The organism is Enterobacter sp. MGH119, from assembly GCF_001037675.1.
GTDB lineage: Bacteria > Pseudomonadota > Gammaproteobacteria > Enterobacterales > Enterobacteriaceae > Enterobacter > Enterobacter hormaechei_C.
Map to the genome: position 1 here is coordinate 2331833 of NZ_KQ089929.1, position 12377 is coordinate 2344209.

12 protein-coding genes are annotated in these 12377 nt (G+C 51.1%); all 12 read right to left on the bottom strand.

Features of this window, described 5'->3' with window-relative positions; translation table 11 throughout:
- Positions 1-28 precede the first annotated feature (28 nt).
- Positions 29-1339 (bottom strand): ABC transporter permease, encoded by a 1311-nt coding sequence (locus tag SK53_RS11160; RefSeq protein WP_048209342.1) that lies wholly within the window; start codon positions 1337-1339, stop codon positions 29-31.
- The gene (locus SK53_RS11165; RefSeq protein ID WP_023315460.1) at positions 1340-1987 is read right to left on the bottom strand and encodes a hypothetical protein; all 648 of its coding nucleotides are present in this window, start codon (positions 1985-1987) and stop codon (positions 1340-1342) included.
- Positions 1971-2678 (bottom strand): ABC transporter ATP-binding protein, encoded by a 708-nt coding sequence (locus tag SK53_RS11170; protein ID WP_023315459.1) that lies wholly within the window; start codon positions 2676-2678, stop codon positions 1971-1973. The genes SK53_RS11165 and SK53_RS11170 overlap by 17 nt, the downstream gene beginning before the upstream one ends.
- A 10-nt stretch (positions 2679-2688) precedes the next feature.
- Positions 2689-3639, bottom strand: coding sequence for a hypothetical protein (locus tag SK53_RS11175; protein ID WP_048209344.1), 951 nt, complete (start codon positions 3637-3639; stop codon positions 2689-2691).
- Positions 3640-3657: 18 nt separating this feature from the next.
- Positions 3658-4875: a beta-ketoacyl synthase gene (locus SK53_RS11180; RefSeq protein ID WP_048209346.1), complete on the bottom strand. Its 1218-nt coding sequence runs from the start codon at positions 4873-4875 to the stop codon at positions 3658-3660.
- 4 nt (positions 4876-4879) lie between these two features.
- Positions 4880-7438 carry a beta-ketoacyl-[acyl-carrier-protein] synthase family protein gene (locus SK53_RS11185; RefSeq protein WP_048209348.1) on the bottom strand — a complete coding sequence of 853 codons (2559 nt, stop codon included), beginning with the start codon at positions 7436-7438 and terminating at the stop codon, positions 4880-4882.
- A 97-nt stretch (positions 7439-7535) separates the two neighbouring features.
- Positions 7536-8696, bottom strand: coding sequence for an aminomethyltransferase family protein (locus SK53_RS11190; protein ID WP_032608593.1), 1161 nt, complete (start codon positions 8694-8696; stop codon positions 7536-7538).
- A 29-nt stretch (positions 8697-8725) separates the two neighbouring features.
- Entirely contained in the window at positions 8726-9007 is a 282-nt protein-coding gene (locus SK53_RS11195) for an acyl carrier protein (protein WP_048209350.1), read from the bottom strand.
- 21 nt (positions 9008-9028) lie between these two features.
- Complete coding sequence (locus tag SK53_RS11200; RefSeq protein WP_023315453.1) at positions 9029-9577, bottom strand: 3-hydroxyacyl-ACP dehydratase FabZ family protein; 549 nt, start codon at positions 9575-9577, stop codon at positions 9029-9031.
- A 3-nt stretch (positions 9578-9580) separates the two neighbouring features.
- A complete protein-coding gene (locus SK53_RS11205; protein ID WP_048209351.1) occupies positions 9581-10336 on the bottom strand; it encodes an SDR family oxidoreductase in 756 nt (251 codons plus the stop codon).
- A gap of 20 nt (positions 10337-10356) precedes the next feature.
- Positions 10357-10725, bottom strand: coding sequence for a holo-ACP synthase (gene acpS / locus SK53_RS11210; RefSeq protein WP_048209353.1), 369 nt, complete (start codon positions 10723-10725; stop codon positions 10357-10359).
- Between the two features lie 17 nt (positions 10726-10742).
- Positions 10743-12362, bottom strand: coding sequence for a ShlB/FhaC/HecB family hemolysin secretion/activation protein (locus tag SK53_RS11215; protein WP_023315450.1), 1620 nt, complete (start codon positions 12360-12362; stop codon positions 10743-10745).
- Positions 12363-12377: the final 15 nt, after the last annotated feature.

The window sequence follows — 12377 nt, forward strand, 5'->3', positions numbered from 1 at the left end:
CAATAACACGAACTTTCATATCGTTTCCTTACGAGAATTTAAATGCATCCGAAATATTGAGACGTGAAGCACGCAGCGCGGGCAGTACTGAAGCTCCCGTCGCGGCCAGGATCGGCAATACCAGGGTTATCCAGTTAAGCGCGGCGCTGTCGGTTTTGATAAATGCCGTGTAGCCCTGCGATTGCCCTGGCGACGGCGGCATCGCGATACCGTAGAGGTTAATCACGGCAGCAATGGCATAACCAATCGCCAGGCTGCCCAACGCGCCGATAATGCCGATGAAAATGCCCTCCAGCAAAAACAGGCGAGTCACGTGTAGCGGCTTCAGGCCAATCGCCCTGAGCGTGGTAATTTCCCGGGTGCGCTCGATAATATTCATCGTCATCGAGTTACCGATCATAAAGATGACAATCAGACCAACGATGAGCTTAATGAAGAAGTAGATCCCTGATAAAAGCCCCTCGACCTGCTGATAAAATATCGAGGCCTCTTTCCAGTCTTTGACGATTAACGGTAATTTGTGGTCGGCAATAAATTGACGCAGTTTCGCCGTGAACGCGGCAGTATCGTCCTCTTTTAACAGGATCAGCACCTTACTCACGCTAGCGGTGCCCATAATACGTTGCGCAGTATCCAGCGGAATTTTCATCGCTACGTCATCGTAATCTTTGATGCCCGATTCAAAGATGCCGCGAAGCTTCATTGACAGCGCGCCCTGTCCGCCCTGCGTGTTGACCACCAGCACGTCCAGCCAGTCGTCATAGTGGGCATTGAGCGTTTTCGCCAGCCCGCTCCCAAGCGTGATTTCATCCGTACGGATGCGGGACAGATCGCTGCCGATGATTAATTTATCAAACGAGCCCAGCTTCAGTGCCGGCAGCGGCTCTACGCCCAGCGCGGAGAAATAGCTGGAGGTTTCGCTATCATACTGCGAAATAACACCGGTGAACTCCAGCTGGCCGGAGAGCGTCGAGATACTCTCGGCCAGAGTCGGATCGTTGAGGATCGCTTTCTTTAATGCCGGGTAATCTTCGATCAGACTTTTGTTTTTATTGGATGTTTCGAAATAGTTTTTATTATAAATCTGAACATGACCAATGTTAGTACGGATGGTTTGCTCTTTCAGGATCCAAAAGGAGTAATCAATAAAACCGCCGTACAGAAAAATCGACACGCCACCTAACATAATGGCGGCAATCGTTGAAAACGAGCGCCTTTTGTGGCGAAACAGATTTAAGAAAGCAAACTTTACGTCCCGCGAACGAAATAATACACACCAGAGGACAAAAAGCAGGATCAACACAACAACGCTTATCGCGAACACCATTTCCCCGGACATTTATTTCCCTTTCACCAGCGGTAACAGGACTTCTGTCACTTCGTTGATATCCCACTCTGGCGCATTGCCCGATGCCAGAGACGATGCGGTACTGGCATTACGCAGCTCTATTTCAGCCAGTAACGCGTCCGCCTGCTTCTTGCGTTTACAACTCAACAGCGCGCGATAGCGCATTTCGTTAATGTGTTCCACTAAACCGGCATTGAATATGCCAGGGGTTTTCAGCATCTGTTCCGTATCGTTTAACGTCACCACACAGCGTCCGATAGCCGCAGGCAAATACGCATCGACTCGCGCGCGCATGTAGCGCACCAGCGGGTTCTCTGCATAGAGATCGACCGCCTCATCCAGGTAGAAAAAGCCCGTTTTGCCGAACTCAGATGCCCGAATAAAGTCATTGGTTTTAAGGAAATAGTCGGCCTGACGCAGCGTACCGTAGGCATAGAAAACCAGAGACAGAGGATTGTCGTTGGCTTTGTATTCCTTGAAGAGCGACTGCGTCATCTCGGCGAGCATGTCTGCCTCCATCGGGAAACCGCTTTTTATGACGTGCTCGGCTACCGGTGCCGGTGCAGCTTTGATGTTTCCGGCATAGGCCAGGCACAGCAGAAACCAGCAGAGAAGGAAAAAATTACGTTTGTGAATCATGAACTAAAACTCCGTCCTTAATTTCAACCACGCGCCGTGCACGCTCTTTAAGCTGGCTGGAGTGCGTGGAAATAATAAAAGTGGTGCGTGTCTCCTGATTAATTTTCAGCAGGAGATCCAGAATGGCTTCCCCGGTGACCAGATCGAGATTTCCGGTCGGTTCATCGGCAATGACAACCTGCGGGTCGTGTGCCAGCGCCCGGGCGATGGCCACGCGCTGCTGCTGCCCGCCCGAAAGCTGGCCCGGTTTACGTTCGGTAAATCCCGCAAGCCCCACGCTCTCAATAAAATGCAGCGCCCGCTCTCTGGCTTCTTTTTTTCCGACATGGCCGTTTAACACCAGCGGGAAAAAGACGTTATCGAATACGCTCAATACGGGTATCAGATTGAAAAACTGAAAAATAAAACCCAGGTGTCTACCGCGGATCGCCGCGAGCTGTTCTTCCGGCAGATGGTTGAGTAATTTTTTCAGAAACATCACCGTTCCCACGGTGGGTTTATCAATTCCCGAGAGGATATTTAACAAGGTACTTTTACCGCTGCCGGACGGGCCGCAAAGCGCCAGAAATTCACCTTTTTCTATTTCCAGATTGATATTTTTCAGGGCATCGACTTTGCCTTCGCCCGAGCCATAACTCTTATAGATATTGTTCAACGATATCATTGGGAGTTCTTTAATTATTCCGCTCATGGAGATGTCGTTATTCCTTGCAATATTCAATGTCGAAATAGCTGTAGCCAAACTGCTTGTCGGGAACGATGGTTCTTAATCGCCCCGAAAAATCAGCATGTTGTTTGAGCCAGGCGAAACTTAACGCTGGAGTCAGGCAGCCGCTGGCACCGTAGAGATCAACCAGATCCAGCGTGTTATTCGCGGGCAGCGCCGAGCGAAACAGCAGGTCTTTGCGCAGGCCCGAAAACGCAATCTGTTCAGGAACCTGGGTGTGCTCGATGGCATCGGCCATGACGTATTGCCCCCCCTTCACCCGAATAGCGCTCTCCTGCTGGCTGAAGATGAAACATCCGGCGCGTTCAACCGTTAAATTCACGTCTTCGGCCTTGTCCCTGCGTTTCTCCCCCCACTTTAGGGAAATATCTTCATCAGAAAACACCAGGATGGGGATCGCCCGGTAAGCCGTACAAATCACCACAAAATCAAAAACATCCCAGCTCAGGTAATCGTTCGCCAGAGCGATGGCCTGCACGAAAGATTGCTTCTCGCTTCGCAGCTTGAACGTAGGTGCGTTAACCGAGAATTTCTTGACCAGGTTTTTCGGCAGCGTATCGATCGTTGATATGTGCAACGCGCTGGAAATATTCTCAAACGGCCCGGATTCGCCCCAGGAATCGACGTAGATAAATGCCGTACGCTGCTTTAATAGCTTCATACGCTCTTTGGTCGGCAGCGCCATCAGCGCGTCATCAGCCGCCTTCTCCATCGCCTCAAGATATTTTTGATAGTGAGGGTTACGGATCATCTCTCCCGGGTAGAGGTCCGGCTGCGTACCAAAACGTTTTAATCCCCATCCATTGGCGTGGGTAGATTTAAGCGCCTTATTAAATAAATGTGCTTCCCAGGCGTTTAACCAGCTGGGTTGATAGAAATAAAATTTATCTTCCGGCTCAACAAGCGAAAATGAGGATAAATACATATGGCTCTCCACGCTCCTTCAAAGGCCCCGGTGAATATCAGACATCACGGCACCAATGATTGAACCATCCACGCCAACGCCGACTTTAAGAAGATGTTTTTTGTGGTGCCCAATAATGCCCTGGTCAATAAGGACATGCTGCGCAACGCTTTCAATAATGGTGTCATTCCCCACCGGGGAAATAAGCTCTTGCTGCGATAACGTATGGTGTCCAATAATTAAATCGACAATTCCTGAACCGGTGGCGGTATAGCCAATCTGGCCTTTGTAGGCGAGAACCGGAATGGTATTTTCCTCAGCGAAGACCGCTATTGCTTTAGCTTCCGCTTTGTCACTGATGGATGAGCCGTTACCGTGCGGCATGATTGCGCACAGTTCTTCCGCACTCAGGTCCGCTTTTTTCATCGCAGCCTGCATCACCTTCAGGATATTGGTGCTGAGCCATGAGCTGTCATTGCTTCTTCCGGCGCTAATCTGCGTGTAGGTGGTTTGCAGCCGCACGCCGGAGCCTGCCTTCCTTGCGCGGCGGTGACGCGCATTTTCGAGCAGAATCGCGCTGTATCCTTCCGCAAAAAGAACACCTTTACTGTTCTCACCGAAAGGCTGAACCAGGTGCGTATCCAGCATCGATTGGGTATCGAGGAACCAGATATCCTGGGTTTTAATTTTTGAGCAATTCACCACCAGCACAATATCAACGCCGCCATGCTCGATGGCCTGACAGCCTAAATGCATCGCCGTCATCGCTGAATTACTGGTGCAGTTCATATTGGGGGGGAGATACTGCAGGTGATATTTACGCGCAATATGTCCTGCAATCTTGTCCTGCGACATATTGTCGACGTGCAGCGTCATTAATGATTTTGAAAGATAAATATCTTCAACATCATTTTTGTTATAAAAATTCTTGAAGGCCATACCATCGACCCGAGGGCCGATGCCGGTTAAATAAACGCGAGCGTTACACCCGCCCAGCCACTGGACATCCAGCCCGGCCTGGGCGAGTGCATCGTCAATCAGACGATAAAGCAGATCTAATGCGCTATCATCCGTATGATCCAGCGTGGCAATATGCTTATTGCCATCGAACCCACACTTAATTGCCTCGTCGTCGGATTTAAACCAGGGCTTTCTTTCAACGCGTTTGCCCAGCTTCAGGTTTTGCATAAGCTGAAGGCTGTCTTCGGCAAACGGCAGGCAGGAACTGAACCCCGAAATAATAGCGGCATTATCCACAATATTATCCTTTAATCACAAACGCGTAGTAGTTGCCGCCTTCCGTCGCGCCCACCAGCAGCACGTGCTTAAGGGCCAATTTCAACGGTTCACGAACGAAGTTAATTCGCTTATCGAAGAACTCAACGGTATGAGGAATAGCGGGAACCGCCTGCTTCTTAATACAGTCAATGATGACCGCCAGGTTAAGCAGCCCGGCAGCAGACGCGACAAAACCAAAGCAGGCGTTATAGTTCACCACAGGCACGTCCGGTTTTGCCTGCGCGAAGGCTTCAGCGATCGCATCGATTTCAATGCGTGAACTTTCATCGCTGCCTTTGCTGGTGCCGCAGACCAGGTCGATCTCCTGCGCCGTCATGCCGGCATCCTTCAGCGCGCGGGCGATGGCCAGCGCCATAGAGGCAGATTTCTCGCCCTGCTGTGAGGCGTCAAAATAGCTATTGCTACAGGATTTGCCGTAACCAACCACTTCTGCCAGCACCTCGGCGCCGCGCTCCGCCGCGCGCTGCGGATCTTCCAGCAGCAGCATGCACGCACCTTCGCCTGGGATATAACCCTTCGGATCGTTACCGTAGATGTGATAATCCCGCGCGTCAGAGGTCATATGGAGCTTCCGGGTGACCGCATCCATGTAGAGAGACATTGAGGGGAAATACTCGTCCGCACCGCCCACCAGCACCTGCGGCTGCAGATCCTGACGCACAATTTCGTAGCCGTAGGTTAATGCGCCGAGTGCCGCGTTTTCCCCGGTCGCCAGCGTGGTGGTATAGCCCTTGATCCCTTCGGAAATGCCGCAGAACGTTGGGATAGAGTTCATCAGCGAGCCCGGGAATTCAGAGGTTCTGACCTTGCGCGGATCGGGCTTCAGGCTTTGCAGATATTTGTAGGTGGTTTCCTGCGGGCCGCTGGACATTCCCATCACCATACCCAGCGCATCGCCATCACGTTTAATTTTACGCTTCGCCTGCTCCAGCGCTTCGGACAACGCGATTAGCGCAAACGTACCGCCACGGGTGGCTTTTCGCGGATCGAAGCGACGCAGATGTTTACGCGGCTCAAGGCCGGTGACCTGGAAGGTTTTGAAGTGCTCGTTCGCTTCCGGACGGGTTGCCGTGAGATCGCTAAACGCTTCACCGAACAGGTTCTCAAACTGACGGGTCGTTTCGAGAACATCCAGCAGCTCTTTCGCTTCTTCCAGCGTGTCTTCCGGGAAGGTGACGCCCCCCAGCTCTACGCTTTGGCTTTGCTTCCAGACGTTGTCGAGGATCTCGTTAACGGTGTGGCCAATCGCGGAGACGGCACCGAGACCGGAGATCGCGACGCGCTTTTCGTCGTAGACGCTGACCGGAACGGAACACGGATCCATGCTGATAATCATGCTGCAGTTATTACCGCCGAACGCATAATTGTTCTTCATGAAGAGGTTGATTTTCCGATCGCGGAAGTCGTTCGGCACGTAGTCCAGATCGCAGTTAGGACGCGCGTTATTGAAGTTCAGCGTCGGCAGCACGCGGTTATCCGGTAGCGTAACCAGGCAGGCGATCAGTTCGACGATCCCCGCCGCACCGATGTTGTGGCCGAAGTAAGACTTGGTAGAGCTAACCAGCAGCTTTTCGTTGTTAGCGAACACCTTTTTCATCGCCAGCGTTTCGATGCGGTCGTTCGCTTCAGTGCCGGTACCGTGGGCGTTGACGTACTCAATCTGCTCTGGGGTGACGCCCGCGTTTTCCATCGCCTTATGCATTACCTGCACAGCGCCGCTGGCGCGCGGATCCGGTCCGGTTTCATGGAACGCATCGCAGGAGGTGGCATAGGAGAGAATTTCACCGTAAATGGTGGCACCGCGCGCAACGGCGTGCTCATATTCTTCCAGCACCACGGCACCCGCGCCTTCGCCAATCGACATGCCGGAGTTGCCGGAAAACGGCGTGCAGGCTTCGGGATGCATCACGTTGAGGGCGTAAAACCCAGCGAAGGTTGGCAGGTAGATTGGCTCTGTCCCAACGGCCAGCATCGTTTTGCTTTTGCCGTTCTGGATATAGTCAAACGCCATCCCGACCGCATTCGGGCTGGCCGTACAGGCGGTCGCCACCAGCTCAACCCCGCCCTGCAGCCCGAGCAGCGTAGAAACGCTGGAACAGCAGGAAGAGAAACCGCCTGAGAATAAGGCTTTACGCAGGGAGAAATCTTCCATACGTTGTTCGAACAGCGGTAAGAACGCCTCGGTGCCGGCGGAAGAAACGCCCACAATCAGGCCGGTGTCTTTCAGGTGAGCCTTATTTTCGGCCAAGCCCGCCTGGTTCAGCGCATCTTTTCCGACCTTGTAGGCCCAGAGTGCAGCATTATCCAGAGATGCAATCACATCATCAGCCAATTCTGAATAATCAATATCATGCAAAACTTCAGCCGCTCTGGCGTTTTCAAACCATTTTGAAAAACGCACGCTGTCGGTCACGCCATTTTTTTTATTTAATAATGCGTCTCTGAAATCCTGCAGGTTATCCGCCAGCGAGGAGAGGATCCCAATCCCGGTAATAACAACGCGTTTCCGGTTTGTCTTCATAACTATGTACCACCGTGTACAGACAAGTAACAGCATGAGAGGAGCCGTGGCATTAATTAATCCACGATTCTCCCTCACTGTTTCAGTGAATAATTAACTACAGCGCGCTTTTTGCTTTAGATGCATCAACAAAGCTGTTCTCGGTCGGATTAACCAGCATGCTCAGGTTATAGATGAAAGGCATCCCTTTGGTTTTCGCGGCGACGTTTTCAGAAGCGGTTTGAATATCAAAGCCGCTAATATCAGACCAGGCAAATTCATTCTCAATCAGTGCCAGCGCAATAACGCACTGCAGGGCTGGAGAGAAAATAGCCTTCGCCACTTTACCGACTTCCTGACCGTCAACCAGTACGCTGTCGCCTGAGGCAATACCCGCACATTCCCCTTCGACAATCATGCCGATTACCTTGCGAGAGCCTTCGCTATGGGACAACGCTTCCGCTGCCTCTTTACCCACAAAGCCTTCTTTGTCGTACTGTACGGCCCACTGCATCTGGAGCTCTACCGGGTTGAGGCGGTAGCCAGCCCACAGCGCCTCGTCCCAGCCAGGGTTTTCGATACGCACGATTTTCTGGTAGTCCAGACCGCCGGTCTTCAGCTGATATTTATCCCCCCGCTCCAGCAGCTGCTGCCACTGCTCCAGCAGCTGTTCCTGCTGGCCCACAACCATATAGGCGAACTCGCCGTGCTTGCCGCAGCGGAATACCATCAGCTCGTCGTCGGTATTCATATACTCATAGTAAGGCAGGCCGATAACGTCGAAACCGTGGATCTCAGACATCAGTTCCCAGGAGTATGGCCCTTCAACCATGATGGCCCCCCAGTTCTGCTCGCGCATATCAGCAATGTCCGGGGTTTCCTGAATATCCAGTTCGTCCGCTTTTACCAGAAGGGCATTCAGGCCAGCGATAATTTCCGCTGCCGGAATGTTTTCAGACATGATGTAGTAGCCGTCTGAAGCGCAAAGGACATACACGTCACCGCGCACGGTACCGTCTTCATTCAGTACCAGAGAGTAAATCCCCTGCTCGTCACGGATAATAGAAACGTCCGCAGAGACATAGTAATTCACCAGAGCCCAGGCATCATCGCCCATCACGCTGACGATGGACATGTGGGAATAGTCCACCAGCAGAGCATTTTCACGCACGGCTTTATATTCCACCATCGGGTCGTGGTAGGCAGAAGGCACGTTGGCATTGTTATAAATGCCCATTTTCGCATTGTTTTTCAAATGAAAATCATAAAGAGACGTCATAACGGGATCCTGTTATTCGCAATGGTGAATTACGCTTTTTTCTTCTGGATGATAAATGTTGCCAGATTGTTGATACTTCTCATATAAGAAGTATCGTCGCTTTCGCTGACTTTAATATCGAAAACTTTATCCAGCATGACCACGATTTCCGTTGCATCAACGGAATCCAGTTTTAAGCCATTACCAAACAGGGCAGTATCATCATCAATTTGAGATTCATCGCGCTGAATATTCAAACGCTGAATAATCTCAGTTTTAATTGTTATCAGCACATCCTTGCGCTGGTCAATTTCGTTTTTCATTGTAGACATGGTATTAACTCTCTCAGGGGTTTACTTACTTTCGCGGTAATTAATAATTGTGCCGTGGCTGATTAATCGCTTTCCGACGTTTGCCGTCACGGAGTAGTGCTTAAAGCCATGAGCATCAGAAAATGCCAGCTTGCTGGTGACTTCAATCGAGTCGCCAGGGTAGGCAATATCCTTAAATTTTAAATTCTGGGCAGCCAGTACGCCGCGCACCTGCGCGCGGCGGGTGCGGATGATCTCCCGCATTTCATCACGCTGAATGAGCGCATGGATATCGCGTAACGATTTGAGTTCGCCACCGTACGTCTCGCCGTAGATGTCGCAGATATCGGTGAGGAACGAGAGGTATTCGCTGGCCTGCCCAAAGATTTCAGAAATAATCACCCCGGGCATGATCGGATCGTCCGGGAAGTGCCCGAGCAGATAAGGTTCGTTATAGGTGATGTGCTTCGTCACCTTCACAAAGCCATTTTCGCCGTATTTGAAGTCATCAATTCTGTCGACCATCAGCAGCGGCTGACGCCAGCCGCCCATTTCCAGAAAGATCTTCGAGGGGATAACGTATTTAGACATAACTCACCGCATCACCAGGCCGCCATCGATAACGATGGTTTGGCCCACAATGTAACTGGACGCTGTCGATCCTAAGTAAACGACGGTGTTCGCCACCTCGTCGCATTTACCCAGCCGGCGCAATGGAATAGACGCGGTAACGCCGCGCACTACCGTGCGGGAAACTTTTTTGACCATTTTGGATTCAATCATTCCCGGCGCAATGGCGTTAACGCGCACGCCGTACGGCGCCAGCTCGGCTGCCAGCGTACGGGTAAATCCGAGGATCGCCCCTTTTGAGGCACTGTAGTTCGCCTGCCCGACGCTTGGGATAATGGCCGCAATGGACGCCACGTTGATGATGGCCGGGCTTTCCGCCGAACACAGCAGCATTAGTGCCTCTTTGGTCAGGCGGAAAATACTGAACAGGTTGGTGTCTACTACCTGACTAAAATCATCAAAGCTCATCGAGGCGAAGAGGCTGTCTTTGACAATGCCGGCATTGTTGACCAGCACGTCCAGCTTTCCGGCAGCTTGCGTCAGATGAGCACAGAGCGCAGAAACGCTCTGCGGATCGGCAAGATCGCACTGAATAATCGACAGCTTGTTCCCGGCAGGATGCGTCTCTTTCAGCTCCGTTAACTGCACGGCATTCGATTTGTACAGCGCATACACATCGCAGTCCTGATCGAGAAACTTCGCACAGATCGCCAGACCAATATCACCGCTGGCTCCGGTAACCAGAACCGTCTTTGCCTTCAGATCGTTATATTGATACATAATATTCACAAATAATTAGGTTAATAAAGTATGACAACGGCAGTCGCATAATTCTGACAATGCGAAATACTGAGCAAGGCATTCTTGAGCTGCTTGTCGTCAAGCATCTCTTTGACTCGCCCGGAAAAAATGAAATGGGGGCAGCCCAGTTCGTCATGGCTAATTTCAATATCTTTAAACGTAATCCCGTCGCGATATCCACAACCAAGCGCTTTAACCATCGCCTCTTTTGCCGCCCAGAAGCCCGAGGCGCGTTCATAGTTCGGATCTTCCCGGTTAATTTTTATATTTTCCTGCTGGGTAAAGACGCGCTGTAAAAAATCATTTTGCCAGTTTGTTATCGCCCGCTTTATTCGCGAAACCTCCACGATGTCCGTGCCGATACGCATGTGTCATGCTTCCCTGTTCAGAGCTGATAAGAAATATTCAGATTAAAATTAAATTTGTTCACGTCCATGCTGCCGGGGAATTTTATCGGCATTGAGATGGACGAATCATATGCCAGGCTCTTCACGTTCCCCTGAATACCGAGCGTGCTGCCGATGATAATTTCCTGGCCATACTGGCTGTCTCGTCTTATGTGACCCGCGTCAACGCCTAAATAATAATTAGCGTCAATTCCACGCACCGGATGATAAAACGTATTTTGCAGAAAGTATCCGCTGTTTCCGGTAAGGCCAACGCTGTTTTCAAACCCGCGCACGCTCCAGCGATCGCCTATCGTCATCTGATCCTGAAGCGTCAGCTCACGCGGTGCGTATTGCGCCAAAAAAAAGGCGCTATACACGCTGCTGCCGAGCTGGCGGGTGTAGTTGCTTTCAACGTTCACCAGCTGGCTAACGGGACTGACGTCGCCGTAGACCATATCGGGCGTATGTTCTGCCCCGAACCAGGTTAAAAAACGCTGCCAGGAGAGTGAGGAGTCCCAGTGAGCATTCACTAACTGTTGCTTATAGTTAACGCCAACCTTAACGTTATCCATATCACGCTTCTGTAAGACCAGCGCTTCGCCATCAACGGTATAGCCTGATTTCCGGCGTATCAGCTCTGCACTGCCGCTCACCTTACGGGTTTTATCCCGATACAGCGTGCGCGATGCTTTGACGTTTGCGTAATCGCTTTTACCCGCATAGTCTACGCTGGTGTAGAAAAGCGGTATGGTCTGACGCGACCTGCTGGTGCTGTAGAACAGAGAATAGTTCCAGTAGCCTACCGGCAGCGCGTAGTAACCACTCACACTTTCATAGCGGCCGTTTGTGCTTTTTGTTCCCGCCAGATAAAACAGGTCACTGAACCGGGCGATGTTATACAGGTAGCCCACCGCAGAGGTCAGGTATTGCCCCGTCTCTTTAACCCCCCAGTTGTTATAGCTCGCGCGCACGCTCCAGTTTTTCACGCGGTTGGTGCGGATGTGAATCGTGCTATAGCCCTGCCTTGTACCCGGTTCGATGTTGATTTTGACGTCAACGCCCGGCTCCTGCTGGAGGTTTTCCAGCCCTTGCTCGATATCGCGAATATTCAGGATGTCTTCTTTCGCAAAAGGCAGCATCCACGGATTAATGTCGCTACTGTCGACAATAATCTTTTCAATTTTCCCTGCGCTCACGTCAAGCTTCAGCGTGCCGGACGAAATGTTTTGCGTTGGGATCGTAATTCGGGTCGTGATGTAACCCGCATCAATATAAAAGTCCTGCAGCGCCGCGGCAATTTTTACCACGCCAATACTGCCTACACAGCGGCCCAGGATCTCTTTTTTAATGGCCCTGTCGGTCTTACGCTGTAGAAAATCATTTTTAAGAACGAGCGACGTAATCGTAAAGCAGTTCTCTTCTTGCGGTAAATCATTCAGCCTGAATACTTTACGCTCGGTGCTGGAATAAACGTCCTGCCGATAAACCTTTTGCTCTTTGAAAGTATTCAGATCGGCATTTTGCTGCTGTTTGATAAGATTGTTTATGCCATCTTCAGCGAAGGCGTGAAAACTCAACAGCAACAATAGCGGTAAAAATTTAAATCGCGATTCCATTAACTTTCTCAGAAA